This is a genomic window from Roseobacter cerffii, assembly GCF_054226325.1.
On the sequence record NZ_CM135757.1, the window covers coordinates 3,565,214 to 3,590,637 of the forward strand.

Annotated in this window: 23 protein-coding genes; 14 read left to right on the forward strand and 9 right to left on the reverse strand. The window is 63.5% G+C overall.

What is annotated here, in order from left to right; genetic code table 11:
- The first annotated feature begins 3 nt into the window (after positions 1-3).
- The 3 genes from ACVC7O_RS17245 to ACVC7O_RS17255 all read left to right on the forward strand — a co-directional run bounded on the left by ACVC7O_RS17245 (position 4) and on the right by ACVC7O_RS17255 (position 5,503).
- Positions 4-2,307, forward strand: coding sequence for an ATP-binding protein (locus ACVC7O_RS17245; RefSeq protein WP_458323350.1), 2,304 nt, complete (start codon positions 4-6; stop codon positions 2,305-2,307).
- A gap of 131 nt (positions 2,308-2,438) precedes the next feature.
- Positions 2,439-2,846, forward strand: a complete 408-nt coding sequence (locus ACVC7O_RS17250) for a response regulator (RefSeq protein ID WP_458323351.1) — start codon at positions 2,439-2,441, stop codon at positions 2,844-2,846.
- A 224-nt stretch (positions 2,847-3,070) separates the two neighbouring features.
- Positions 3,071-5,503 (forward strand): methyl-accepting chemotaxis protein, encoded by a 2,433-nt coding sequence (locus ACVC7O_RS17255; protein ID WP_458323352.1) that lies wholly within the window; start codon positions 3,071-3,073, stop codon positions 5,501-5,503.
- 142 nt (positions 5,504-5,645) lie between these two features.
- On the opposite strand, the gene ACVC7O_RS17260 is transcribed toward ACVC7O_RS17255, so the two are convergent.
- A complete protein-coding gene (locus tag ACVC7O_RS17260) occupies positions 5,646-6,125 on the reverse strand; it encodes an L-2-amino-thiazoline-4-carboxylic acid hydrolase (protein ID WP_458323353.1) in 480 nt (159 codons plus the stop codon).
- A complete protein-coding gene (locus ACVC7O_RS17265; RefSeq protein WP_458323354.1) occupies positions 6,122-6,505 on the reverse strand; it encodes a RidA family protein in 384 nt (127 codons plus the stop codon). Before ACVC7O_RS17265 ends, ACVC7O_RS17260 begins: the two co-directional genes overlap by 4 nt.
- Positions 6,506-6,656: 151 nt before the next feature.
- Here ACVC7O_RS17265 and ACVC7O_RS17270 point away from each other — a divergent pair, with 151 nt between their 5' ends.
- Both ACVC7O_RS17270 and ACVC7O_RS17275 read left to right on the forward strand, forming a co-directional pair.
- Entirely contained in the window at positions 6,657-7,250 is a 594-nt protein-coding gene (locus ACVC7O_RS17270) for a LysR family transcriptional regulator (protein ID WP_458323355.1), read from the forward strand.
- Positions 7,251-7,403: 153 nt separating this feature from the next.
- Positions 7,404-7,721 carry a bactofilin family protein gene (locus ACVC7O_RS17275; protein ID WP_458323356.1) on the forward strand — a complete coding sequence of 106 codons (318 nt, stop codon included), beginning with the start codon at positions 7,404-7,406 and terminating at the stop codon, positions 7,719-7,721.
- Between the two features lie 52 nt (positions 7,722-7,773).
- On the opposite strand, the gene ACVC7O_RS17280 is transcribed toward ACVC7O_RS17275, so the two are convergent.
- Positions 7,774-9,699: a calcineurin-like phosphoesterase C-terminal domain-containing protein gene (locus tag ACVC7O_RS17280; protein WP_458323357.1), complete on the reverse strand. Its 1,926-nt coding sequence runs from the start codon at positions 9,697-9,699 to the stop codon at positions 7,774-7,776.
- Positions 9,700-10,337: 638 nt separating this feature from the next.
- On the opposite strand from ACVC7O_RS17280, the gene acs reads away from it, so the two are divergent.
- The 8 genes from acs (at position 10,338) to ACVC7O_RS17320 (ending at position 19,870) form a co-directional block, all read left to right on the forward strand.
- A complete protein-coding gene (acs, locus tag ACVC7O_RS17285) occupies positions 10,338-12,308 on the forward strand; it encodes an acetate--CoA ligase (RefSeq protein WP_458323358.1) in 1,971 nt (656 codons plus the stop codon).
- Entirely contained in the window at positions 12,308-12,994 is a 687-nt protein-coding gene (locus ACVC7O_RS17290) for an adenylate kinase (RefSeq protein WP_458323359.1), read from the forward strand. Before acs ends, ACVC7O_RS17290 begins: the two co-directional genes overlap by 1 nt.
- 53 nt (positions 12,995-13,047) lie before the next feature.
- Entirely contained in the window at positions 13,048-13,308 is a 261-nt protein-coding gene (locus tag ACVC7O_RS17295; RefSeq protein ID WP_458323360.1) for a DUF4212 domain-containing protein, read from the forward strand.
- Positions 13,309-13,313: 5 nt separating this feature from the next.
- Positions 13,314-15,098 carry a sodium:solute symporter family protein gene (locus tag ACVC7O_RS17300; RefSeq protein WP_458323361.1) on the forward strand — a complete coding sequence of 595 codons (1,785 nt, stop codon included), beginning with the start codon at positions 13,314-13,316 and terminating at the stop codon, positions 15,096-15,098.
- A 103-nt stretch (positions 15,099-15,201) separates the two neighbouring features.
- Positions 15,202-17,022 (forward strand): DUF294 nucleotidyltransferase-like domain-containing protein, encoded by a 1,821-nt coding sequence (locus ACVC7O_RS17305; protein WP_458323362.1) that lies wholly within the window; start codon positions 15,202-15,204, stop codon positions 17,020-17,022.
- 4 nt (positions 17,023-17,026) lie between these two features.
- Entirely contained in the window at positions 17,027-17,545 is a 519-nt protein-coding gene (locus ACVC7O_RS17310; RefSeq protein ID WP_458323363.1) for a hypothetical protein, read from the forward strand.
- 1 nt (position 17,546) lies between these two features.
- The gene (locus tag ACVC7O_RS17315; protein ID WP_458323364.1) at positions 17,547-18,959 is read left to right on the forward strand and encodes an exonuclease domain-containing protein; all 1,413 of its coding nucleotides are present in this window, start codon (positions 17,547-17,549) and stop codon (positions 18,957-18,959) included.
- Between the two features lie 125 nt (positions 18,960-19,084).
- Positions 19,085-19,870, forward strand: coding sequence for an MBL fold metallo-hydrolase (locus tag ACVC7O_RS17320; protein ID WP_458323365.1), 786 nt, complete (start codon positions 19,085-19,087; stop codon positions 19,868-19,870).
- Between the two features lie 97 nt (positions 19,871-19,967).
- Here ACVC7O_RS17320 and ACVC7O_RS17325 read toward each other — a convergent pair whose 3' ends face one another.
- From ACVC7O_RS17325 to ACVC7O_RS17350, 6 genes are read right to left on the reverse strand one after another with little or no spacing between them, the layout of a single operon-like run.
- Positions 19,968-20,702 carry a hypothetical protein gene (locus ACVC7O_RS17325; RefSeq protein WP_458323366.1) on the reverse strand — a complete coding sequence of 245 codons (735 nt, stop codon included), beginning with the start codon at positions 20,700-20,702 and terminating at the stop codon, positions 19,968-19,970.
- On the reverse strand, positions 20,699-21,316 hold the full coding sequence (locus ACVC7O_RS17330; RefSeq protein ID WP_458323367.1) for a cysteine hydrolase family protein: 618 nt from the start codon (positions 21,314-21,316) through the stop codon (positions 20,699-20,701). The genes ACVC7O_RS17325 and ACVC7O_RS17330 overlap by 4 nt, the downstream gene beginning before the upstream one ends.
- A gap of 18 nt (positions 21,317-21,334) precedes the next feature.
- The gene (locus ACVC7O_RS17335; RefSeq protein WP_458323368.1) at positions 21,335-22,162 is read right to left on the reverse strand and encodes an ABC transporter permease; all 828 of its coding nucleotides are present in this window, start codon (positions 22,160-22,162) and stop codon (positions 21,335-21,337) included.
- On the reverse strand, positions 22,135-23,106 hold the full coding sequence (locus ACVC7O_RS17340; protein ID WP_458323369.1) for an ABC transporter permease: 972 nt from the start codon (positions 23,104-23,106) through the stop codon (positions 22,135-22,137). Before ACVC7O_RS17340 ends, ACVC7O_RS17335 begins: the two co-directional genes overlap by 28 nt.
- Entirely contained in the window at positions 23,103-24,170 is a 1,068-nt protein-coding gene (locus ACVC7O_RS17345; RefSeq protein ID WP_458323370.1) for an ABC transporter ATP-binding protein, read from the reverse strand. The genes ACVC7O_RS17340 and ACVC7O_RS17345 overlap by 4 nt, the downstream gene beginning before the upstream one ends.
- 3 nt (positions 24,171-24,173) lie before the next feature.
- A complete protein-coding gene (locus tag ACVC7O_RS17350; RefSeq protein WP_458323371.1) occupies positions 24,174-25,247 on the reverse strand; it encodes an ABC transporter substrate-binding protein in 1,074 nt (357 codons plus the stop codon).
- Between ACVC7O_RS17350 and ACVC7O_RS17355 the strand changes: the two genes are divergently transcribed.
- Positions 25,246-25,380, forward strand: coding sequence for a hypothetical protein (locus ACVC7O_RS17355; protein ID WP_458323372.1), 135 nt, complete (start codon positions 25,246-25,248; stop codon positions 25,378-25,380). The two genes, ACVC7O_RS17350 and ACVC7O_RS17355, sit on opposite strands and share 2 nt — an antisense overlap.
- Positions 25,381-25,424: the final 44 nt, after the last annotated feature.

Below are 25,424 nucleotides of genomic sequence, written 5' to 3' on the forward strand. Positions count from 1 at the left end.
TGAATGCGACGCCGATGGAACAACCGACTGGCCATCCGGCTTTTGTTGCTGGTTCTGGCGGTCAACGCGGTCTTGTCGCTGCTGGCCACCTCGGCACAGCTCTACCTGACGTTTCTCCGGCAAGACGACGCGCTGCATCAGGTCACCTCGCAGATTGAACAAGGGTTCGGTCAAAGCCTGAGCTCGGCGCTGTGGTCCTTCGACACGCGGCAGGTCGATCAGATTCTCGACGGCATCTTTGCGAGTGCGGATATCGGAGCGCTGACGCTCACGACCGATGACAACCGCAGCCTCATGCGCGGCCCCAAGGAGCCCGACGAACAGCTTGAGCGCGATATGATCGAACTGGTGCACAGCGATCCGGTGCGGGGTGTCTCGACGGTGGGCACGCTTGAGGTCGGCCTCAGCCGTGCGGGCATCTGGTCCGACATCTACGCGCAGGTGCTGGTGGTGTTCCTGTCGAACTTGGCCAAGGCGGGCATTGCGTCGATCGCGATCCTGATCATCTTCCAACGCCTGGTGAGCCGACATCTGCGCCAGATCTCCTCTTATGTATCGCAACCGAACTGGCTGACCCAGCCCGAGCCGCTTGCGCTCGACCGGCCGCCCACATCCCGCGAGGACGATCTCGATGCCATCGCCTCGGCCATCGAGACGACGCGGGATAGGTTCGGCGATGTGGATCGCGACCTGGCCGAAACCTCTCAACAGTTGCAGCTGGTGCTGGACACCACGATGAACGGGATCATCGGGCTGGATGCCAAGGGCATGGTCAAGGTGATCAACCCCGCCGCGCGGCATATGCTCGGCGGCAACTCGGACCGGGCGCCCTTCCCCTGGCCCGAGGAGATCAAGTTCCTCGATGTCATCGACATGCATCCGCTGGATGCCTCGGACGACCCGATCAACCGCGCGCTGGCGGGCCAGTCACTGGTCGGTGAGACCCATGCAATGACACGCAAGGGCGCACTCGAGAACCGCTATGTCCGGGTCTCCAGCGCCGTCGTGCAGGACGACAGCAGCAGCCTGTCCTGCGTCATCGTGCTTGACGATGTCTCGCTTCTGGAAAAGAACCGCCAGCAGATTGAGCGCAAGGGCCGGCTCGACGCGCTGGGGCAGCTGACGGGCGGCATCGCGCATGACTTCAACAATCTGCTGGCCACCATTCTCTATGCCATGCAGCTCACGCGCAGCGACAATCTGTCCGAGCGGTCCGACCGGGTGCTGGAGACCGCCCTGGGCGCGGTCGAGCGCGGGCGCGAACTGACCGGGCGGTTGCTCGCCTTTGCCAAGCGCCAGCCCGGCGTGGCCAAATCGCGCCCGGTCTCGCAGGTGTTCAGCGATTTCGAAGCCCTCGCGCGCCCGGCGATCGAGGCCGATGTCGCGATCAGCTTCGTGCCGCCCGAGCCTGATGTGCTGATCTATTGCGATCACGGGCAGCTCGACAATGCGCTGCTCAACCTGGTTCTGAACAGCCGCGACGCGATCACGCGCAGCGGCAAGAGCGGCAAGATCACCGTCAAGGCCCGCCCGGTTGACGAGATCGATGCCGATCTCAAGCTCCGGCGCGAGGATCCTTATGCCTATATCGCCGAAGGCATGCAGGAGGCCCATGCCGCGGACCTCGCGCGGCACGACGAGCGCGCCTACCGCTATGTGGAGATTTCGGTGACCGACGACGGCCCCGGCATGTCGGACGAGGTGAAAAGCCGCGCGCTCGATCCCTTCTTTACGACAAAGGATGCAAGCTCGGGCAGCGGGCTGGGGCTGTCCATGGTCTATGGCTTCATCCAGCGATCGGATGGCGAGCTGCGCATCTACTCGGAACTCGGCTTTGGCAGCACCATCCGCATGATCCTGCCGCGCGGCACCGCCGAGCACGAGCGTGAAGAACCGATCACCCGCCTGCCGACGCGGCGCGGTGCGGGGCAGACCATCCTCGTTGTCGAGGATGAAAACAGCCTGTTGCTGATGATGGAGCATCTGCTCGACGAGCTTGGATTCCGGTATGAATCGGCAAATTCCGGCGATGCCGCGCTGCGCCTGATCGAAGAGGGCATCGAGGTCGACCTGCTGTTGACGGACATTGTCATGCCCAACGGGATCAACGGGTTCGAACTCGCGCGCCGTGTGCGCGACATGCGCCCCGATCTGCCGGTCGTCTACATGTCCGGCTACACCGGCTTCGGCTCGTCGGAGATGCGCGACGTGGTGGGGCCGATGCTGCAAAAGCCCTGCCCGCCCGTGCAACTGGCCGAGGTTCTCACCGATGTTCTGGAAGGGCGAGAGCCCGAAACGGAAGACTGAGCAGACGCCTTATGTCGCAGCTTTGGCGGTGGCTAATTTTTCCGGTTCCGACAGGCACCACGAGGTGATATGCAACCGCGGATAAGGTCGGATCAACCTATTGGAGTGACACTTTGGTCAAGATTCTATTGATGGAAGATGACGAGCATTTCGCCTCCGTTCTGGGCGAGCTGCTGGCATCGAAAGGCCACTCGATCCGGGTTTGCTCATCCGCCTCGGAGGCGATGAAGATGATTGCCGAGGACAGGTTTGATCTGCTGATCACCGACGTCATCGTGCGCCAGGACAACAAGACGGTGCCTGATGGCGGCATCTCGCTGATCTCGCGTCTGCGCGGCGCGCTGAGCTGGAACCTCGAGCCCTGGATGAAGGACATGCCGATCATCGCGATTTCGGGCGCCATTCACAACCAGGGCCTCTCCGATCTATTGCGCGTGACCAAGGATCTTGGGGCGGATATGGCGCTGGGGAAACCCACCGATACGGATGAGCTGCTCGACGCCATTGATCTGCTGACCCGCAAGAACAAGAAGAAGTAAGACTGGTCCCCCTGACACCGGAGCGCGCGCCAGATACCCGGACCCGCTGTGCCCGTTGGTGGCGGCTGATGTGTCAACAGTACGAGAGCGTATGCTCGAAAAACAGGCAGTTTTGACGGCTGCCCGCTCGCGAAACTTCAAAAATACATGGCCCAATGGCCAAATAAAGGAATTGGAAACCTCTCGCGACTAGGGCCCTCCAAACTCTTGGAGGAGGCGCTCGGATGTCGATTGTAAAGAGAATCTATCTTGGCATGTGCGCCATGATCGCACTGATTGCAGTGGTCGGAGGGTTCGCTGCCTTTCAAACCAACGGTCTGGCCAGCACATTTGTCGAATACAGGGCCACAGCGAAAACCAGCATCGCCGCCGCCAAGATGGAAGAGGGAATCTTCGAAGCCCGTCTGGCCGCGCTCAAGTACCGCGCCACGAAAGATCAGGCGCTTGTCGGCGCTGTCTCGGACGGGCTCGCAAAAGCCTCGACCGCCTATGAAACCGTGCCCCAACTCGATGGTCTGGACATCGGGCAGGACGCGCTGTCCGACCTGCCAGAGCTGCTCGCCGAGTACGAGCGTTTGATGGATGAAGCGGTCAGCCTTCAGCAGGATCGCGACATCCTGGTGGAGCAAACAGCCGCTGTCGGTCGAAAAGCGCGCGAACAGCTGTCCGAGATCATGCAATCGGCGCTGCGCGACAACGATGCCGAGGCCAGCTCCCTTGCTGGGTTGGCGTCGAACAACCTCCTGCTCGGTCGATTGTACCTGGAGCGGTTTCTGGTGACCAATGATCCGGCCAGCTATCAACGCGCGGCGGGTGAGATTGACGCGGCGCGCCAAGGCATGACCCGGTTGCTGGAGGCGCTGCAAAACCCGCGCCGCCGTGAGTTGGCCGAAGCGACCCTGACCGATCTCGACGAATTCGATGCGGCTGCAGCCCAGGTGGTGACGGTGATCGAAAGTCGCAACGCCCGATATGCACGTATGGATCAGATTGGCCCCGGCGCGCTGAGCGCCGTTCAGGTCATGCTGGAAGGGATCGTGGAGCGACAGGACGCCATCGGTCCGGCAGGTCAGGCCCGGGCGGAACGCTCGATCCTGGTGGTCGGCGCCTTTGTTCTCATTGGCACGATCATCGGGGCCTTGCTGGCCTTCTTCACCGGGCGGATCATCTCGCAGCGGCTCACCAAGCTGACGGCGGATATGGCGGAACTGGCTGATGGCAATCTTGATCTGGAGATCGAGCACAGCTCGGCGAAAACCGAGGTGGCGCGCATGTCCAATGCGATGCTGGTGTTCCTTGAGAACGCCCGCAAGGCGCGCAAGCTTGACGCCGAGATGAAGGAAAAAGAACAGCAGGAGCGGGCCCGTGAAGCAGCCGAGCAGGCCCGTGAAGCGGAGCTCGACCGCGAGCGCCGCGCCGTTGAGGAAGAAGAACGCAAGGCCGAACTCGCACGGCTTCAGACCCTGGAGGCGTTCCAGCACGACATGGAGCGGGTCCTCGGCGATGCGGCGGCAGGCGACTTCTCCAACAGGATGTCGAATGATGTGGAGGATGCGGGTCTCGTGGGGCTGGCCGATGTCATCAACCGCCTGCTCGAGGCGATGGAGACCAATCTGAACGACATTGTCGAAGGTATTGACGAGCTTGCCCGCGGCAATCTCGGCATCCGGATCGACGGCGACCGCCAGGGTGCGTTCCTGCGGATGCAGGATGATTTCAACCTGGCCCTCACGACCCTGTCCGACACCATGGCGCGGGTCATGCAGAGTGGGCTGGCGGTCTCCTCCACCTCGTCCGAGCTGGAAACATCCTCGCTCGACATGGCCAAACGCGCCGAAGACAACGCCGCAGCGGTCGAGGAAACCTCGGCGGCGGTCGAGCAGATTTCGGCCAGCATCCGGCAGGTGGTCGAGAACGCGAAGGCGGCAGACGCCGCGACACAGAAGGTCCGCGAGAGCGCCAACGCGACACAGAAGGTCTCGGACGAGACCGAAGCCTCCATGACCGCGATGACCGACGCCTCCGAGCAGATCAACAGCGTCGTCAAGGTGATCGAGGACATCGCTTTCCAGATCAACCTTCTGGCGCTGAATGCGGGCGTCGAAGCGGCCCGGGCCGGGGAGGCTGGGCGCGGCTTCTCGGTGGTGGCCTCCGAAGTCCGGTCGCTCGCGCAGCGCTCGCAGGAGGCGGTGCAGGAAATCGGCCAGGTCATCGAACAGAACAACCGCAGCGTCGAAGCAGGCGTGCAGCAGGTGGAGCTGTCGCGCGCAGCACTTGCAGGTATCGTCGCCGATGTGGAGGTCGCCTCGACCCAGATTTCCGAGATCGCGACGGCGGTGTCCCAACAGTCTCTGGGCATCGATGAGGTCAACACCGCCGTGCGGTCGATTGACTCGACCTCGCAAACCAATGCCGCAGCGCTCGAAGAAATGACCGCCTCGAGCGTGGCGTTGAACGAGGAAGCTGGCACCCTGGCGCAGGCCTTGGGCCAGTTCAGCGGGGTCTCTCTGGAGACCCGCACGCCTGCGCGCGAGACCGTCGTGCCGATGGAGGCGCCCGCAAGCGAGAGCCCTGCCCCCGCGCCAGGCCCCGCCGCGCGGGCGGCTGTGGCCACCGATGGGAATGCGGCCCTCGATGCCGGGTGGGAAGAGTTCTAGTCTTTTGAAGACAGAGTCGGGCCGTCCAGTGGCCCGACTGCTGTTGGTTCAAGGAGCGGCGAAGTTTGTTCCAAGGCGCGGTAGCGTCCGACGGGCGGACGGCAGATCGTACGCGACGGCAGCACTCAGCCGGACCAAACGGCTAAGGCCGCGCCTTCTCGGTCAGCCGCGTGCGGCAACACCCGACCTTGCCGGGCGCCCAGGTCTCCAGCTCATATTCAAATCCCGCCGCCTCCCAGACCGCATGATCAAAGGCGGTCGCGCAGCGCAGCAGGGTGCAAACCTCTTCGTCGCTGCACCCCATCTCCAGCCAGCCATCCTTGAGCGGGCAGGTCATATACTGCACCTCAACGCAGCGCGCGCTGAGCTCTTTCACGTCAGGCGAATAGGTCTCGCTGCCAGGGCACAGAAAATACGCATCGAGCATCCCCTTGAAATCCCGCGGCGCCAGATGCGCAAGCGCGGCGCCCACCTCCAAACCATGGGCCCGGCTCGCGCCCTGCAGCACGGCCACGGCTTCGGCCTCGCCGGAGCGCTGCGAGATTTCGCGGAAGACAGCGAGATAGATCCGGGCCCGATCACGCACGGCACCGTAATGCAGCGATTTGGATACCGCCGTCATTGCGCCGCCACCGCTTCGATTTCCAGCAGCCAGGCCTCATCGAAGATGCCCGCGATGATGACCGTCAGGGCCGCGGGATGCGCGCCGAGGACCTCGCGCCGCACAGCGCTGTTCTCGGCCGTGTAGCATCGATCCGACAGGTAGGTGGTGTGCCGCACGAGATGCTGCATCCCGAACCCTGCGGCCTTCAGCTGGGCTTCGACATTTGCCCAGGCCTGCTCGGCTTGAGCGCGGAAGGTCCGTGGCACCGTGCCATCGGCACGCACTGGGATTTGCCCACTCACATATGCGGTGCGCTGCGCGCCCGAGACGACGACGCATTGTGAATATCCACTCTTGAGATCATGCGCATCCTGCGCTGACACGAAATCCAAAGTCATGAGAACGACGGTCTCCTCTCGGTCAAAATCTGAGGTCAGATTACGAGACCAAACCGCGAGGCCCCAACCGAGAATAGCTCTCGACCAGGCTTAGAAATACTGAGTCTGCAAAGGCGTCGCGGTATGTCATTCTGCGCCGAGGAGACCTGAAATGACCTACCGATTGCCCTCATTGAACACCTTGCGCGCCTTCGAGGCGGCGGGCCGGCATCTGAGCTTCAAGACCGCCGCAGACGAGCTGGGCCTGACCCCCGGCGCGGTGAGCCAGCAGGTCAAGAAGCTGGAGGCGTCGCTTGGCGTCCCCCTGTTTCGGCGGCTGCCGCAGGGCCTCTTGATGACGGCGGAAGGCGAAGCCTACCTTCCCGAGATCACCCGCATTTTCGAAGACCTGACCCGGGCGACAGAGACCATCGCGCCCGAGATCAACAGCAGGAAATTCCGGGTCGGCCTCTCACCCAAGGTGCGGCCCCTTCTGCCCGCGAACTGGCCGCATCATGATGCGAGCCTCAAGCACCACATCCGCGATCTTGTCGAAACCAGCGATATTGAGAAGCTCCGCAGCAACGAGATCGACTGTCTGATCCGCCCCAGTGGCGGGCCCTATGGCACGCTCGCCCTCGTCGTCATTCCCAGCGCGTCGGCGGCGCAGGATCTGCATTTCGTCTGCAAACCAGGGCTCACCGAGTGTCGCCAGTCGCGGGCCATCGTGCAGGACATGGCGCAGCATATGACCGCCCGCGCCTGACCCCGACTGAAGCATGAGACGCACGCAGCGCCGACTGCTCCGCGCTCCTGATGGCGGCCAATCGCTCAGCGGCCCCACGATTGCGCAGAAAGGTGTTCAAATGCGCAACGTCCCTCTAGGCTCGGACAGCATTGCGCTAGGAGGGGTAAGACCGTGGCGGATTCCATTATCGAAGAAGACATGAAGATCGAAGGCAACGTGACCTCGAGCAAGGGCAGCATCGAGGTGAAGGGCATCGTCGTGGGCGATGTCACGGCGGAGGCGCTGGTGGTGTTGCAAAGCGGCTCGATCGATGGCGCCTTGTCGGCCAAGACCATCGCCATTGAAGGCAAGCACAAGGGCAGCCTCAAGTGCGATGACCTGACCTTCGCGGCCTCGTCGCATGTGCAGGCGGATGTCACCGCCCAGACCATGACTACCGAAAGCGGGGCCAAGGTCGTGGGCAAGGTGAACATCACCGGCGGCGCCTAGAACCGGCGCGGCGCGGGTGGCGCGGGCCTGACCCGCGCTGCGGCGACCGTCCCTACTCCCAGAATTCGGCCTGCCAGTCTGGGTTGGGCAGCTCTTCCACAACCTCGAAAGCATAGGTCTGGGTGAAGGTCCGGCCATGGCGGTCGGTTGTCGAGGCTGTCAGACTGTGCACGCCAACCGGCAAATCCGCAGGCAGATCGACCCGCCACAGATGCTGGCTGTTGTCCGTGAGCATCCAGCGCTGATAGGGCCCGGCTTTGCCGTACCACTCCGTGCCCTGCCAGGTGGTATAGCCCTGGGTGTCCGATCCGCCATCGACCGAGCGGGCCGAGACCGAGCTGATGGTTGATTGCTGCCAGATCGCCAGCGGGTCGGCGTATTGCAGCCCTTTCAGCTTCTCCTCTCCCTCTCCGGCCTGGGTGCGCGTCCCACTCATTGGCGCGTCACCGTTGATGGAGACCGAGACCTGCGAGCTCTTCGAGCCGTTCCAGACATTGACCGCCACCCAGGTCCCATCCGCCAGATCGGCCTTGGTCAGCATGTAGAGATCACCAAGGTCGCGGTTGATCACCGGAGGCTCCTGATCGAAGGAGCGCGGATAGAGCTCGCGATAGGCGATGAGCCGACCGGCCCACCGCCGAAACCGGGGCGAGTTGAAGCTGGCGTGCAGCTGTGCGCCTTCCTGGCCAAAGACATGATAGGTGTCGACATAGTCGCTGCCGTCAAAGGACAGTTGGTAGTAGCCGCGCGGGCTGCCCAGGCGCTGCGTGCTGCGCGGCACCCCCTGATCGTTCAGATCGCCCGCCCACCAGGAGCCTGATACCGCCCCGGTGATGATCTGGTGGAAGGGCGCCCCCGCCACATGCGTGTGCGCTTCCCAGCCATGGAAATGCTCGCCTTCCTCGATGTTCTCGGTGGTATGGGTGTGCCCGGCCAGCGCCAGCACCTTGCGGCCCTCTAACAGCGCGGCCAACTCATCTAGATTGTCGGTCTGATGCTTGGCGGCGGTGTTGTCGGTAAAGGTCTGAAACGGGATATGCGCCGTCATCACGATGAGCTTGTCCTGCGGCACATTCGGCAGGAAGTTCCCCAGCCACTCCAGCTGCCGCTCGCTGATCACACCGTTGTAAGTGTGCGTCATGTCGGTCGAGCAGAAGGGGTGCGGATCGACGCCGTTGCAGGGATAGCGCACATTGTCGAGCCCCAGGAACATGACATCGCCGATCTCCGCTGCCCAGTATTCCGGCCCCCACTCGCGGCGGAAGGTGTCGAAACTGTCCGCATCAGAGGTGGCATCGAAATCCACATCGTGGTTGCCGCCCACGAAATATTGCGGCGTCTGGCCGACGGCGATGATGTCCTTGAACCGGTCATAGAGCGACAGATCGTCCCCCATCACATCCCCCGCAAAGATCAGGCATTCGGTGTCGCTCATGTCCCGCTGCGCCAGCATGGTTCCCACCGTGTCGCGCACATAGCCGATCTCGCGGTTGGAATAGGGTTGCGTGTCACCGAAGACGAGGCAGTCAAAGCTGTTGTCCTGCGTGTCCTCGATGAGAGGGAAGTTGATCGCTGCGGGCAACGGCCCCGTAGGTTCAAGCCCGCCGAACCGCAAATCGGGCGAGCCCTCTTCTTTGTGCACATAGGCGAACTGCGGCACCATCTGCGCGTTCACCGGGGTGGTATAGCCCGCCGGTTTGGTGATGAAGAGGTTCATGTCGCCGTAGGCTGGCAGCGCATAGGTGCCATCCGCACCCGTCACCACCACCTCGCGCCCGTTCGAGACAATGACGCCCGCGAGACCCACCTCGCCCGCGTCCAGCGTCGCATTGCGATTTGTGTCGAGAAAGACCGTGCCGCGCGCCTCGTCCGTGGCCTCGCCCGCGATGGTTTCGACCGTGCCGATGTATGAAGCGTCTTTTGCCAGGGCCGCACCGGCCAGGGCGATTGCAGGTGTCAGTGTCAGAAAGCGCAGCATCCAAATCTCCTCGGGTTGACGGATCTCCAGCCTCGCCCCGATCCGTGACGCGGGGCTTGGGGTCTGATGAAGTTTTGCAGACGCTTCGATGACCTCCCTATGACATTTGACCTGCAAAGGCCGCTGCGGCGGGTCCACGCTCATGGGGTGATCCGAGGCCCGAGCGGGTTTGGCGATGCCGCTGCGACAGCACGTTTGAGGGTCCGGCGCGCGGGCCGCGCATATGCAGCGCTCACTCGCTCCACCCTCGCCGCGCCAGCTGGGTCGCGAAACCGGGGCGCGCCGCCGGCTCGACTCACCCGCGTGCGATTCGCGAAAAACGGGAACCGACCAGCGTCCTCAAGACGGCTCCTGCGGCGGGATGCCGCGCGTTAGCGATCACATCGTATACACTTGTATACCTTTTGCCGAACGCGACGTCAGACACGAAAAAGTTACTGAAAGGTAAACATTGAATAATTTTGCAATTTGAGAATGTATTTACAAGAACTGTGCATGTTCGAAAAATTGTTTACAGAAAATATCAATTAAACCAAAGACAAAGCGCATCTCTTTACAATCTGAGGTATGGTCTTTCTGCAAGCGCGAGAAATCCCCGCTGGTTGGGATCACTGTGAGCGCTGCACGAGGAGGACACCATGACAACAGATGACCTGCTGGATCCAGTAGACGTTTCCGCTGCGGCCACAACCGCGCCGCGCCCCCATGTGACCGCCGAAGACTACACGACGATGTACGAGGCTTCGGTGCAGGACCCGCACACGTTCTGGGCGAAAGAAGGCAAGCGGATCGACTGGATCAAACCCTTCACGACGGTCAAGAACACCTCGTTCGAGCCCGGCAACATCGACATCCGCTGGTTCGAGGACGGCACGCTGAACGTCTCGGCCAATTGCATCGACCGCCACCTCGAGACGCGCGGCGATCAGACCGCGATCATCTGGGAGCCGGACGATCCGGCCAAGGAGCCTGCGCAGCACATCACCTACCGCGATCTGCATGTGTCGGTCAGCAAGATGGCGAATGTGCTGAAAGAGCTCGGCGTCACCCGGGGCGACCGGGTTGTCATCTACCTGCCCATGATCCCCGAGGCCGCCTATGCCATGCTCGCCTGCGCGCGGATCGGGGCCATTCATTCCATTGTTTTCGCGGGTTTCTCCCCGGACGCACTGGGGGCGCGTATCAACGGCTGTGACGCGAAAGTCGTCATCACCGCGGATTACGCCCCCCGGGGCGGACGCGAAACGCCGCTGAAATCCAACACCGACACCGCCCTGCTGCACTGCAAGGACGATGTGAAATGCCTGGTGGTCAAGCGAACGGGCGGTCAGACGACCTGGACCGACCGCGACTATGACTGCACCGCGATGATGGCCGAGGCCTCGGCGGACTGCGCGCCGGTCGAGATGAACGCCGAAGACCCGCTCTTCATCCTCTACACCTCCGGATCGACCGGCCAGCCCAAGGGCGTTGTGCACAGCTCGGGCGGCTATCTGGTCTATGCCGCGATGACGCATGAGATCACCTTCGATTACCACGACGGTGATGTGTTCTGGTGCACGGCGGATGTGGGCTGGGTGACCGGTCACAGCTACATCGTCTACGGCCCGCTGGCCAATGGCGCGACAACGATCATGTTCGAAGGCGTGCCGACCTACCCGGATGCGGGCCGCTTCTGGGAGGTCTGTGCCAAGCATAAGGTGAACCAGTTCTATACAGCCCCCACCGCCATCCGTGCGCTGATGGGCGCGGGCAAGGAATGGGTTGAGAAGCACGATCTGTCGAGCCTGCACTTGCTGGGCTCGGTCGGTGAGCCGATCAATCCGGAAGCCTGGAACTGGTACAACGAGGTCGTCGGCAAGGGCAAATGCCCCATCGTCGATACCTTCTGGCAGACCGAAACCGGCGGGCACATGCTGACCCCGCTGCCCAGCACCAAGCTGAAACCCGGGGCCGCGCAGCAACCGTTCTTCGGTGTGCAGCCGGTGGTGCTGGAGCCCACCAGCGGCGAGTTGATCGAAGGCAACGGTGTCGAAGGCGTGCTCTGCATGGCGGACAGCTGGCCCGGGCAGATGCGCACGGTCTGGGGCGATCATGCACGCTTCGAGAAGACCTACTTCTCTGATTATAAAGGGTATTACTTCTCCGGCGATGGTTGCCGCCGCGATGAGGATGGCGACTATTGGATCACGGGCCGCGTCGATGACGTGATCAACGTCTCGGGCCACCGAATGGGCACCGCCGAGATCGAGAGCGCGCTGGTGGCCCATGCCAAGGTCGCGGAAAGCGCCGTGGTCGGCTACCCGCATGAGGTCAAGGGCCAGGGCATCTATGCCTATGTGACCCTGATGAACGGCGAAGAGCCCACGGATGAGCTACGCAAGGAGCTTGAAAAATGGGTTCGCACCGAGATTGGCCCCATCGCCAAACCGGACCTTATTCAATGGGCACCCGGCCTGCCGAAAACTCGCTCCGGTAAGATCATGCGGCGCATCCTGCGCAAGATTGCCGAGGATGATTTCGGGGCGCTTGGCGATACGTCGACGCTCGCAGACCCCTCCGTGGTCGATGATCTCATCGAAAACCGCATGAACCGGGGAGATGCATGATGGATGGCTCGAAACCACCCGTTGCCGCACCGGTTCTGATCCTGCTTGGCCCTCCGGGCGCGGGCAAGGGCACCCAGGCGCGGATGCTGGAAGATCGGCATGGCCTGGTCCAGCTCTCAACCGGCGATCTGTTGCGCGCGGCGGTGGCCGCGGGCACCAAGGCCGGCCAACGCGCCAAGGCGGTCATGGAGGCGGGCGATCTGGTCAGCGACGAGATCGTCATCGCGATCCTGCGAGACCGGCTGGCCGAGCCGGATTGCGCAAAAGGCGTCATCCTCGATGGCTTCCCGCGCACCACCGTGCAGGCCGAGGCGCTGGACGCGTTGCTCCAGGCCACCGGCCAGCGGATCAACGCGGCGATCAGCCTCGAGGTGGAGGATGACGCTATGGTCGTCCGCATCTCGGGCCGCTTCACCTGCGGGGCCTGCGGTGAAGGCTATCACGACAGCTTCAAGCCGACGGCCAAACCCGGCGTCTGCGACAATTGCGGTAGCACCGAGATGAAGCGCCGCGCGGATGACAATGCCGAAACCGTGGCGCAGCGGCTCGCCGCCTATCACGCACAGACCGCACCGCTCATCGACTACTACGCAAGCCAGGGCGCGCTGTCGCACATCCCGGCCATGGGCGCGATTGACGAGATTGCCACGGCGCTCGACAGCGTGGTGGCGCAGGCCACGGCCTAGCCAATTGAGGGAGGCCGCAAAGGCCTCAAGGGAACCATACGGAGGAGGGCTTCATGTCCCAAGCAAACGACACCAACGCCTATTGGAGTGCCAATGTGCGTCTCATCCTGATCAGCCTCGTCATCTGGGCGCTGGTCTCATTCGGGTTCGGGATCATCCTGCGCCCGGTCCTGGCCGGCATCGCCGTGGGCGGCACCGACCTGGGCTTCTGGTTCGCACAACAAGGCTCGATCCTCGTCTTTCTGGCGCTGATCTTCTTTTACGCCTGGCGGATGAACAAGCTCGACCGTGAACACGGCGTGGACGAGGAATAGAAACAATGGATCAGTTTACACTCAACCTGCTGTTTGTTGGCGCATCCTTCGCGCTTTACATCGGCATCGCGATCTGGGCCCGCGCGGGCTCCACGTCGGAATTCTACGCCGCCGGGCGCGGCGTGCATCCTGTCACCAACGGCATGGCGACCGCTGCTGACTGGATGTCTGCCGCCTCCTTCATCTCCATGGCGGGCCTCATCGCCTTCACCGGCTATGACAACTCGTCCTTCCTCATGGGCTGGACAGGTGGCTATGTGCTGCTCGCACTGCTGCTCGCGCCCTACCTGCGGAAGTTCGGCAAATTCACGGTGTCCGAGTTCATCGGCGACCGGTTCTATTCGAGCACCGCGCGGATGGTCGCTGTGATCTGCCTGCTCGTGGCCTCCATCACCTATGTGATTGGCCAGATGCAGGGCGTGGGCATCGCCTTCGGACGCTTCCTTGAGATCGACGCCTTCTGGGGTCTGCTCATCGGCGCCTGCGTGGTCTTCGCTTATGCGGTTTTCGGCGGCATGAAGGGCGTGACCTACACGCAGGTGGCGCAATACTGCGTGCTGATCACCGCCTATACGATCCCGGCGGTCTTCATCTCGTTGCAGCTCACAGGCAACCCGATCCCTGCACTGGGCCTCTTTGGCTCGACAGAAAGCGGTGAGCCACTGCTGGCAAAGCTGAACCAGATCGTCACCGACCTTGGCTTTGCTGAGTATACGGCGGCGCATGGTTCGACGATCAACATGGTGCTCTTCACGCTCTCGCTGATGATCGGCACGGCGGGCCTGCCCCACGTGATCATGCGCTTCTTCACAGTGCCGAAGGTGTCGGACGCGCGCTGGTCCGCAGGCTGGACGCTGGTCTTCATCGCGCTCCTCTACCTGACAGCCCCGGCTGTGGGTGCGATGGCACGGCTCAACATCTCTGAGCTGATGTGGCCGAATGGCACCGACGGCGAAGCGGTCAGCGTCGAGCAGATCGAGACCGATCCGGACTACGCCTGGATGGCGACTTGGCAAAAGACCGGCCTTCTGGGCTGGGAAGACAAGAACGGCGACGGCAAGATCCAATACTACAATGATGCCAACGCCGATCTGCAAGCCAAGGCGGCGGAGAACGGCTGGGAAGGCAATGAGCTGACCAACTTCAACCGCGACATCCTGGTGCTGGCCAACCCCGAGATCGCAAGCCTGCCGGGCTGGGTGATCGGCCTTGTGGCGGCGGGGGGCCTGGCTGCGGCGCTGTCCACGGCCGCGGGGCTTCTGCTCGCCATCTCGTCTGCGGTCAGCCATGACCTGCTGAAAGGGCAGCTCACGCCGAATATGTCGGAGAAATCCGAGCTGATGGCGGCGCGTCTCTCCATGGCAGCGGCGATTGTGGTGGCGGTCCTCCTGGGGCTCAATCCACCGGGGTTTGCGGCACAAACCGTGGCGCTCGCCTTCGGTCTCGCAGCGGCCTCGATCTTCCCGGCGCTGATGATGGGGATCTTCTCGACCCGCATCAACAACGCAGGCGCCGTGGCAGGCATGCTGGCCGGTCTGGTGGTCACGCTGCTCTATATCTTCCTGCACAAAGGCTGGTTCTTCATCCCGGACACCAACTCGTTCACGGATGCTGACCCGCTGCTTGGCCCGATCAAGTCGACCTCTTTCGGCGCCATCGGGGCTGCGGTCAACTTCGCGGTGGCCTACTTTGTCTCCGGCATGACCAAGGAGACCCCGCAGGAGATCAAGGACCTCGTCGAAAGCGTCCGCATCCCACGCGGGGCCGGCGTGGCCGTCGAAGGTCACTAAAGACGCCTGACATCGCCACCCATGGGTGGCGATGCCTCCCATATCAGGCCCGTCCTGCCCGATCCTCCCTCGGGCAGGACATCCCGCTTCCAGAGACTGACACATGCCCCTTCCGGCCCATCTGCGACAGTTCCTCGCCTCCGTGCACCCGTATGACAGCCTGTCAGACGCTGATCTCGACACGCTGGCGCAGCTCTGCACGGCAGCCGACTATACGCCGGGCGAGACGGTATTTGTGGTCGGCGACCCGGCAGAGAACCTCTATGTCATCGCCCACGGCGAGGTGGAAATCACCGACGAGGCGGATGTTCAGATCTCGATCCTCGGCCCGCGCAATTCCTTTGGCGAACGCGCGCTGCTGCGGGATGAGGCCGCCAGCCGCACCGCCACCGTGACGCAAGACTGCACGTTGATCGCGGTGCCAGCGGATACGTTTTTCGCCCTGATCGACGCCCATGCGCCGGTCGCCAAATTCTTTGATCGCCGCCGTCCGCCGCGCTCCGATCAAAAGGACCTCACAACGCTGCCGGTCGGCCAGCTCATGACCCGCGATCCGATGACCTGCGCGCCCGAAACGCCGATCCGCGACGCCGCAGCCCAGATGCACGCCAAGCGCATTTCCTCGATCTGCGTCAGCGACGCGCGGGGGTTTCGGGGCATCGTGACCCTGCGCGACATGACCGGGCGCGTGGTGGCCGAAGGGCATGACGCTGGTGCCCCTGTGTCCTCGATCATGACCGAAGACCCCCTCACCCTCGGACCGACCGCGCTGGTCACCGACGTGCTGCACCTGATGGTCGAGCGCGGCATTGGCCATGTGCCCATTGTCGAAGGTGCCGATCTCGTCGGCATCGTCACACAGACCGATCTCACCCGCGCGCAGGCCATGTCGTCCGCCGATCTGGTCGGTCGCGTGGCCAAGGCTGCCGATGCCACCGAGATGGCCCGCGCCACCGCACAGATCCCGGACCTGCTGGTGCAACTGGTCGAGGCGGGCAACCGGCATGAGGTTGTCACCCGGCTCATCACTGATATTGCCGACACGGCCACGCGCCGGTTGCTCGCGCTCGCCGAAGCCGAGCTTGGCCCGCCGCCTGTCCCCTACCTTTGGCTCGCCTGCGGCAGCCAGGGGCGGCAGGAGCAGACGGGTGTCTCCGATCAGGACAACTGCGTGATCTTGTCCGATGACGTCACTGAGGCGCAGATGCCCTATTTCGCGGACCTCGCGAAATACGTGAGCGACGGGCTCGACACCTGCGGCTATTTCTACTGCCCGGGCGACATGATGGCGACCAATCCACGCTGGTGCCAGCCTCTGCGAGTTTGGCAAGAGTATTTTCGAGGCTGGATTGCCACGCCGAACCCCGAGGCGCAGATGCTCGCCTCGGTGATGTTCGACCTGCGGCCTATCGGCGGGGACCACAGTCTTTTCAGCGACCTGCAAGAGACCACTCTGGCCGAGGCCTCCAAGAACTCCATCTTCACCGCGCATATGATCGCCAATTCGCTCAAGCACCAGCCGCCGCTGGGCCTCCTGCGCGGGCTTGCCACCATCCGCTCGGGCGAGCACCGCAACCAGCTCGATCTCAAGCACAATGGCGTCGTGCCGGTGGTCGATCTGGGCCGGGTTTACATGCTGCAAGGCCAGCTCAGCTCGGTGAACACCCGCGCCCGGCTCGAGGCCGCGCAGAAGGCGGGCGTGCTCTCTGCATCCGGTGGTGCGGACCTGCTGCACGCCTACGATCTGATCGCCACCCTGCGGCTCGAGCATCAGGTGACCCAGATCAAGGCAGGTATGAGACCGAACAACTACCTTGACCCGGCAACGCTCTCGGACTTCGAGCGCAGCCACCTGCGGGACGCCTTCGTGGTCGTGAAAACAATGCAATCCGCTGTGGGATCGGGCAAAGGCGCGCTAGGATAAGCTTATGTTTGTCGAACTCATCGCCACCATCTTCGCCGGGATCGCCTGCGCTGGCCTCGCCATGCTGCTCAACATCATGACGGGTCGGCGCCTGCCGAAATGGGTGATGCCGGTGGCCGCAGGCGCGGGCATGATCGGTATGACGATCTCGAACGAATACACCTGGTTCGACCGCACCGCCGAGCGTCTGCCCGAGGGTGTCGAGATCGCCATGACCGTGGAAGAGCAAGGCTGGCTGCGCCCCTGGACGCAGGTCTGGCCCTACACCAAGCGCTTCGTGGCTGTCGATACGGGCACCGCGCGCAAACATCCCGATTTGCCCGAGCAGCGGCTGGCCGATATCTATTTTTTCGGGCGCTGGTCGCCGGTCAACCAGGCGCCGATGCTCTTTGACTGCGGCGGCGCGCGCTCGGCCCTGCTCATCGACGGCGCCGAGTTTGCCACCGACGGCAGCGTTGCCAACGCCGACTGGCAGGCGACGCCCGAGGGCGACCCCATCCTGCAACTGGTGTGCGAGACCTGAGATGTTCACCACCCTCTCCCTCCGCCTGCGCGTGTTTCTCTTCTTCTGCCTCGTGGCCTTTGCCAGCGCGGCACTGGCCGCCGGGGCGCTGGCCTTCGGCTGGTCGCGCGGTGAGGCAGACCTGCCCGCTGGCCCATTCATCACCGCCTTCGTTGCCTTCACCTTCCTGAACACCGGCTTCGCGCTCGGCATCTGGCTGCTCTTTGACGAGAACATGGCCAAGCCGATCACCCGCCTCTCGGCAGATCTGCGGCTGCGCGCCCACTCCGATGTGGACAGCGCGGTCGATACCCAGGCCGCCCGCTATCTGGGTGATCTGGGCCCTGCTGCGAGCGCCCTGTCCAAGAGCATGAGCAGCGCGGTGATGGACACCGCCGCCGAGGTCGCCCGCGAGACCCAGCGCCTGACGGCGGAGCGGGAACGGCTGACCGCCCTGCTCACCGAAATCCCGATTGCGACGATCCTGCTGAACCCGGCGGGCGAAATCGTGCTCTATGACGCACAGGCCGCTGACGTGCTGTCGCAGATCGCGCCGCCTCGCCTGAAGGCACCGCTGAGGGACTACTTCGACATGCCCCCCGTGACTGCGGCGATGGCCGAGCTCGACGCGGGCGCAACAGAGGCCGTCATCCAGCTGCAGGACACGGCGGGCACAACCCAGTATGACGCGCGGCTGAAGTCACTGGGCGAGGACGGTCACATGCTGCTGATCGACGTCGAGGCCCGCAAGGCCACCACAATCGCCCCACGCCCGCTGGTCTTCGACTTCGACCTGATGACCACCGCCGAGACCAAGGACATCCACGACACCGCCCTGCGCGATCTCTGCTATGTGCCCTTTGATACGGAGACCACCGGTCTCTCGGTCGAAAAGGACGACATCGTGCAGCTCGGCGCGGTGCGGGTGCTGAACGGGCGGATCGTCGAGGGCGAGGTGCTGAACACCTACGTGAACCCCGGCCGCCCGATCCCGCCCGCCTCCACCGCGATCCACCGGGTGACCGATGCGCATGTGGCCGAGGCGCCGGACATCCGCACCGTCGGGCGCCAGTTTCACCACTTCGCCCGCGATGCGGTCCTGGTCGCGCATAACGCCCCCTTCGACATCGGCCTGCTGCGGCGGGTTCAGGGCCAGATCGGCGTGGAGTGGACCCACCCGGTGCTCGACACGGTCTTGCTCTCCGCCGTGGTCTTCGGCACCACCGAAGAACATTCGCTCGACGCGGTCTGCGAACGGCTCGAGGTCACGCTGCCCGAGCACCTGCGCCACACCGCCCTCGGCGATGCCCAGGCCACGGCGGAGGCGCTGGTCAAGCTCTTGCCGCTGCTCGAAGGCAAAGGCATCCGCACCTTCGGCGCGCTGATTGAGGCTACCCGGCAGCACGGCCGCCTGCTCGAGGATCTGAACACATAAGGCCGGCCGCAGGCACCCCGCCCGGCGCAACTATTTCAGGCAGCCCCGCATGGGTCGCCATCCCCAACGTGGCCGATAAAGATCATGGCTCGCCCCGCCACCGGCACCCGTGATATGCGAGCAGTATGACACTTCCCATTGCATCCCCATGGTACGGCACCCAGGCGCTGGACGACCGGACATACCTCATCACCGAACCGCATGTGCACCCGATCTTCTCGGCCAACATGCACCTTGTACTGGGCCGCGATGCGGATCTGTTGATCGACAGCGGCATGGGCGTGGCCCCGCTCCGGCCCGTGGTCGATGCGTTGCGGCCTGACACGGCCAGGCCCATCATCTGTTTCTCGACCCATACGCATGTGGATCACATCGGGGCCGCGCATGAGTTCGAAGAACGGCTCGTGCATCCGCTGGAAGCCGAGGAACTCGCCGCGCCCACGCCCTATTCGCTGGCCAGCTCCGACATTTCACAACCGCTTGTCGATCTCTTCGCCAAGGCGGGCTATCCGCCGCTCTGGCCCTTTCTGATCGATGCGATCCCGCACGATGGCTACGACCCGGCTGGGTATACGCTGAAAGGCGCCCCCGCCACCGGCACGCTGGACGACGGCGACACGGTCGATCTCGGCGATTGGACGGCGGAGGTGCTGCACCTACCCGGTCACTCCCCCGGGCAGATCGGGCTCTGGCATGCCGAGAGCGGCACGCTCTTCGGCGCCGATGCGATCTATGACGGCCCGCTGATCTATGACGGGTCCGACATGAGCATCCCTGACTATACCGCCACCCTGAAACGCCTGCGCGCCCTGCCCCTGACCACGGTGCACGGCGGGCACGACCCAGCCTTTGGCCGCGCGCGCATGCATCAGATCATCGACCACTACCTCGACCTCTGGGGGATGACCTAAGGCACGTCGCGTTCAATGAGGAAATCACCTGCGCAAAGCTGCGTTCGACCCAACGGCGAGAGGCAGCGGCTTTGAGCGAGCTGCCCAGCGACTTGCCCTAAGCCAGCAGCGTCAGTGGCACGGACACTTGCCGGGTCACACCGTCCCAATCGGGCACATAGCAGTGAATCTGCTGGCCCGAGCGGGAGATCACCGCCTCGCCTTTCAGAAAGGGGTGGGTGGCCAGCCGCGCGATGCCATCTGCACCGTCCCAAAGCCCCATGACATAAACAGATGCAAAATGCCCCGCGAGGCCCTCGGGCCGCGCCCCGCGCTCCAAGGCGTCTATCAACGCCGCGCTCGGCGGCGCATCGGGTGTGCCAATGGCCAGCAGAAAGGTCGCCTCGGAGGACAATAGGATCACCTCCTGCCCTGCCATCTCACCACCAAGCGCTTCAATCGGTGCATGAGGCTGGCGCCGCCACAGCTCGCGATACTCCGCATGCACCCCGTCTTCGATCAGCGCCCCTGCCTCATTGAACGACATGCGCCCCGCATCAATGTCACGCGGGCTGCCATGCCAGTTGATCCGCCGCGCCCAGGTGCAGACGCTGTCGGCCACCGTAATGCTGCCCGCAAAGCCTTCTGCCCGCATCAGCACCAACAACACCTCCGGATCGAGCGCGCTCAGCGACCGCGCACCCGACACATCGGGCAATTCCTCCGGGATGCGCAGGTCGGCATAAAAGGCGCCGCATTGCAGCCAATGCACATGGGTGGTGTGATCTTCAAACCCCGGCGCCTTGATCCAGTCGCGCTGCCAATGCGCCTGCAGGTCGTCGATGCCGATCAAGCGGCGGCACTTTTGAGCTGGCCGAGCCGCTCGACAATCTCATCCGTGCTCAGCACCGCGCCCGCCTGCAGGTACTCCATCGCATTGAGCGAGGCCTGATGCGCCGCATCCGAGGTGCCGCCCACACTGTCTGAAATCACCCGGCAGTAGTAATCATGCTGGTGCCCATCGACGAAGGTGTAATGCACGCAGACATCCGTCATGCCGCCGATCAGGATCAGCGTCTCGGCCTTCAGACCTTTCAGCAAAATTTCCAGCTCGGTGCCGAAAAAGCAGGAATACCGCCGCTTGTGGATGAAGTAATCGCTGGGCCGCATGTCCATCTCTTCCGCCGCCACGGGTGTGCCGGGCTCGCCTTCGAGGCAATGCACCCCTTCGGAGCCATCGAGCTCGCGCCCATAATCGATCATGTCGCGGCGATGAATCTCCTGGAAGAAGATCACCGGGATTTCGGCGGCATGAGCGGCATCCACCACCCGGCGCGCGCGCGCCATATTGTCGAAGTAATCCGGCATCGTCGGGATGCCTGCGTTCGATCTATCCAAGAACGCGCCTTTCTGGATGTCGACAACGATCAGCACCGGCTGACCGACAAGGGTGGGTTGACGTGGCATGGAAAAACCTCCGTTGGTTCAGGATTTCGTAGGCTCGGCACCCATCAGCCGTGGCAGATCGCCCCAGCGCGCGATGGCCGAGAAGACGAGGACCGAGACACTGATGAAGAGGATCGCGGCCACCGCCATCGTAGGCGTGTAGCCGTTGCGCAGCGAGTTGAAGATTTGCAGCGTGACCGTCGAATAGGACGAGGCCGAGACGAAGAACATGACGATGAATTCGTTGAAGCTCAGCACCAGCGCGAAGAAAAACCCCGAGATGGTGTAGGGTATCGTCTGCGGCAGGATCACGGTGCGAAAGGCCACCGCGCGCGTCGCCCCCATGGTCGCGGCGGCATCGAGATGCGCCCGGTCGATGGACTGCAGGCCGATGGAGATCGTCACGATGGGCAGCGCGACGAAGAGCGCTGCATGGCTCACCACCCCGGCCCAGATCGAGCCCAGCGCGCCGGAAAAGGCCCAGAGGAACCCCAGCCCCACGCCAAAGACAATCGGCGGCAGCGCGAAGGGCATCGAGCCGAGCCCAGCCAGCAGCTTCGACGCGGTGTCACCCCGGGCCCAAAGCCCATAGGCCACCGGCCAGGCGATCAGCACTGCAAGCACCGCGCTGGCAAAGGCGATCAGCACCGAATGGCTCAGCGCGGTGACCCAAACCGCATCAGCCACAAAGAACTCGTAGAACCGCGCAAATGTGGGCTCCTTCGGCGGGAAAAACATGGTGCGCCCGGAATTCAGCGCGGCCCCGCAAACCACGACAATCGGCAGCGCCAGCAAGACCGCTGAGAGCGCCATGAACCCCTGGGAGATCACCCGCAGCATCATGTCGCCGTCCGCTTGCTGAGCCATTGGCCAAGGCCCAGGAAGATGCTCGCGGTGATCAGCAGCACCACCGCCTGCGCGGCTCCAAACGGCGCGTTCAGCGTGTTGCCCCGGATCGCCTCATAGACCGACACCGCCATGGTCTGTTTCGCCGGTTCCGCAAAGACCGTGACCGCCACATAGACCCCCAGCAGGAAGACAAAGAGCAGCAGCGTGGCCCCCAGAAGCGGCAGCCGCATGGTCGGCAGCACCACGGTGCGCATCACCGTCCAGGGCCCCGCGCCCATGGTCTGTGCCGCCTCCACCATGCTCCGATCCAGCCGCGACAGCGGCGGGTAGAGCAGGATCACCGCGTAGGGCCAGACCAGATAGGCCATGGTCAACACCGTCGCGAACACGGAGGTCTTGAACTTCACATTGCGCGGGTTCGCCAGCCCCCATTCGCGCAGCGTATCGAACCAGCCCACCGCCTTCAGCCAGTCCGTGACGCCGGTCTCTTTCAGCACCATGGGCAGGCCCGAGCGGTTCGAAAGCAGCACGTCCCAGCCCATGACAATGAACACCTCCGACAGCGACAGGCTGGAGAGGATAAAAACCAACCACATGCTCTGCGCCCGTCGCGACAGCCGCGTCATGAGATACGTGAAAGGAAAGGCTGTCAGGATCGCCAGCACCGCCGCGATGACCGCGTAGAACAGCGAATAATAGAGCCGCTGGAGATAGAGCGCCGTGAACTGTTCGGGCCAGTTGGCACCCACGAACACCCGCTCGTAATTGGCAAAGGTAAAGGCCCACTCCCAGGCCGCGCCCTCGATCTTCTGGCCAAACGAAATCGCGATGACCAGCAGGAACGGCGTGAGGCACAGGAACAGGATCAGCAACCACCAGCCCAGCTGTGCCACCGAGACCTGGCGCGGCGTGACCGTGGAAGCGGCCTCCTCCAGTCCCTCGGTCTCGCTGGCGATGCTCACGCCGCCGCCCTCTCCGTCCGCGGGAACACATGCAGCCCGGACGCGGGCAGCCGCACTTCGGTCTTCTGCCCGACCGTGAAGGCCTGGTCCGTCTCACCGCGCGCGTATTCCACAATGATCCGCCCGATCTCTGTCTCCAGATGGATGTCCCGCGCGGGCCCCACGTCGCGCACGAAGGTCACTGTCGCGGGCAAGGCGGTGCCGGGCGACGTGCGGTCCACCACACAGGCGACCTCGGGGCGGCAGGCCACGCGCACCGGCGTGCCGGGCAGGAACCCCTCCGCCGCCGTCGCCTCCAACAGCGCGGCGCCGACACGCACCCCGGCCTGCTCGGTCACCCCGTCAAAGAAATTCGCACGCCCGATGAAATCGGCCACGAAGGCATTCTCCGGCTTATGATAAATCTGCTGCGGCGTGCCCAGTTGCTCAACCTGCCCCTGGCTCATCACCACGATCTTGTCGGCCATGGTCATCGCCTCGCGCTGGTCGTGCGTGACGACAATGGTGGTGATGCCAAGCCGTTGCTGCAGCATCCGCAGCTCGACCTGCATGCCCTCGCGCAGCTTGGCATCGAGCGCCGACATGGGCTCATCCAGCAGGAAGACCTCCGGCTCCTGCGCCAGCGCGCGCGCAATCGCCACCCGCTGCCGCTGCCCACCCGAGAGCTCACCAATGCGCCGGTCGCCAAAGCCCGTCAACTGCACGAGATCGAGCAACCGCTCGCCCGTGGCCATCGCCTCGGCTTTCGCCGTGCCTGAGATCATCAGCGAATAGACCACATTCTCGCGCACGCTCAGATGCGGGAAGAGCGCGAAGTTCTGGAACACCATGCCGAACTTGCGCGCGTGGGCGGGCTGCTCGGTGATGTCCGTCTCACCCAACAGGATGCTGCCCCGCGTCGGCGCCTCCAGCCCCGCGATCATCCGCAACAGCGTGGTCTTGCCACAGCCCGACGGCCCCAGAAGGGCCGTCAGCTCGCCTTGTGCAAAGTCGAGGTTGGTGGTGTCGACAGCGCGGACGCTGCCGAAGCTTTTGGCAATCCCGGCCAGTCGCAGCCCCTGCATGGGTCAGGCTCCGGCGAGCATCTTTTCCCAGGTTTCCTTGATGAAGGTCTCGTTGTCGAGATAGGCCTCATAGGCGGGCTGGATCGACGGCGTGCCCGATACGAAGGTAAACTCTTCATCCGTCAGGTCGGTCTTCGACTGTGCCACCAGAGGTGCTGTGCCGATCTTGCGGCTCATCAGCGCCTGTGTCGCCGGATCAGACGAGAAGTCGATGAAGGCCGCCGCCTCATCCGCCTTCTCCGAGATTGCCGACAGACACCAGGAGCCATAATCCTGCGGGTTGCCCTCTTTCGGGAAGATCGGCTTGATCGGGAAGCCATCGAGCGCCATCAGGTTCGCCACATCCAGATAATACTGTCCGCCGATGATGTCGCCGTTCTTCATCGACTGTTCCATCTGGCTTTCCGCCGACCACCAGAGCGCGACATTCGTCTTGATCTCTGCGGCCTTCTCGATCACCGCCGTCACCCCATCCTTCTTCAGAAGTGTATCCGCCCCATCGAAATAGGTCGCCGCCACGATGTCGAGGAAATGCGAGTTGTAGTTCTTCGACAGGCCAAGGCTCGACTCGAAGGTGTCGCTGTCCCAGAACTCCGCCCAGCTTTCGGGTGCCTCGACCTCATCGGGGTTGATCACCATCGCCGTGAACCACGACATCGCGCCGACACCGATGGGTCCCGTGCTGTCCTCGAAGACAAAATACTCATCCAGATTGCCGGTTGCGGGCATCTTCGTCTTGTCGAGCGGCGCAAGCAGCCCGCCGATGCGCGACGCCTTGATCAGCGTGTCGCGCGCATAGAGCGACAGATCCGCCGGAACATTGCCCGCCGCCGTCGCCTGCTGCATGGTCACCAGCCAGTCGGTCGAGTTCGGCTGTGTGACGCTCTCTACCGTGATGCCCGTGGCCTCGGTGAAGGCCGGATAGACATGTTCCTTGAAGGAATTCTCGAAATAGCCGCCGTAAGAGCCAATCTTCAGGCTGCGTGTCTGCGCAATCAGCGGCGTGCCCAGCACACTCGCGCCCGCGGCGAGACCCGCCGCGCTGGCGGCTGACTTCAAAACAGTACGTCGGTTCATGGATGACATCTTCATCTCCCCTGTTGCCGCGGCCTCGTCCGGACCGCGTTTAAACCCGGCACAAGGTTGCGGCGTGCATGCGGACGCCAGTGAGTCATTGCGCCAGATTTTCGACAGAAATGCGCAAAACTGACTAGTTTTTGGGCAAAAGCGCCCATGGAGGGGGATGTTCTAATC

Bases quoted from the DNA above. Each gene is read 5' to 3' on its own strand.
- ACVC7O_RS17280 (WP_458323357.1), bottom strand. From the start codon at position 9,699: ATGCTGCGCTTTCTGACACTGACACCTGCAATCGCCCTGGCCGGTGCG.
- ACVC7O_RS17300 (WP_458323361.1), top strand. From the start codon at position 13,314: ATGGATCAGTTTACACTCAACCTGCTGTTTGTTGGCGCATCCTTCGCG.
- ACVC7O_RS17355 (WP_458323372.1), top strand. From the start codon at position 25,246: ATGGATGACATCTTCATCTCCCCTGTTGCCGCGGCCTCGTCCGGACCG.
- ACVC7O_RS17335 (WP_458323368.1), bottom strand. From the start codon at position 22,162: ATGGCTCAGCAAGCGGACGGCGACATGATGCTGCGGGTGATCTCCCAG.
- ACVC7O_RS17250 (WP_458323351.1), top strand. From the start codon at position 2,439: ATGGAAGATGACGAGCATTTCGCCTCCGTTCTGGGCGAGCTGCTGGCA.
- ACVC7O_RS17270 (WP_458323355.1), top strand. From the start codon at position 6,657: ATGACCTACCGATTGCCCTCATTGAACACCTTGCGCGCCTTCGAGGCG.
- ACVC7O_RS17330 (WP_458323367.1), bottom strand. From the start codon at position 21,316: ATGCCACGTCAACCCACCCTTGTCGGTCAGCCGGTGCTGATCGTTGTC.
- ACVC7O_RS17260 (WP_458323353.1), bottom strand. From the start codon at position 6,125: ATGACGGCGGTATCCAAATCGCTGCATTACGGTGCCGTGCGTGATCGG.
- ACVC7O_RS17295 (WP_458323360.1), top strand. From the start codon at position 13,048: ATGTCCCAAGCAAACGACACCAACGCCTATTGGAGTGCCAATGTGCGT.
- ACVC7O_RS17290 (WP_458323359.1), top strand. From the start codon at position 12,308: ATGGATGGCTCGAAACCACCCGTTGCCGCACCGGTTCTGATCCTGCTT.
- ACVC7O_RS17315 (WP_458323364.1), top strand. From the start codon at position 17,547: ATGTTCACCACCCTCTCCCTCCGCCTGCGCGTGTTTCTCTTCTTCTGC.
- ACVC7O_RS17305 (WP_458323362.1), top strand. From the start codon at position 15,202: ATGCCCCTTCCGGCCCATCTGCGACAGTTCCTCGCCTCCGTGCACCCG.
- ACVC7O_RS17265 (WP_458323354.1), bottom strand. From the start codon at position 6,505: ATGACTTTGGATTTCGTGTCAGCGCAGGATGCGCATGATCTCAAGAGT.
- acs (WP_458323358.1), top strand. From the start codon at position 10,338: ATGACAACAGATGACCTGCTGGATCCAGTAGACGTTTCCGCTGCGGCC.
- ACVC7O_RS17255 (WP_458323352.1), top strand. From the start codon at position 3,071: ATGTCGATTGTAAAGAGAATCTATCTTGGCATGTGCGCCATGATCGCA.
- ACVC7O_RS17310 (WP_458323363.1), top strand. From the start codon at position 17,027: ATGTTTGTCGAACTCATCGCCACCATCTTCGCCGGGATCGCCTGCGCT.
- ACVC7O_RS17245 (WP_458323350.1), top strand. From the start codon at position 4: ATGCGACGCCGATGGAACAACCGACTGGCCATCCGGCTTTTGTTGCTG.
- ACVC7O_RS17350 (WP_458323371.1), bottom strand. From the start codon at position 25,247: ATGAACCGACGTACTGTTTTGAAGTCAGCCGCCAGCGCGGCGGGTCTC.
- ACVC7O_RS17345 (WP_458323370.1), bottom strand. From the start codon at position 24,170: ATGCAGGGGCTGCGACTGGCCGGGATTGCCAAAAGCTTCGGCAGCGTC.
- ACVC7O_RS17320 (WP_458323365.1), top strand. From the start codon at position 19,085: ATGACACTTCCCATTGCATCCCCATGGTACGGCACCCAGGCGCTGGAC.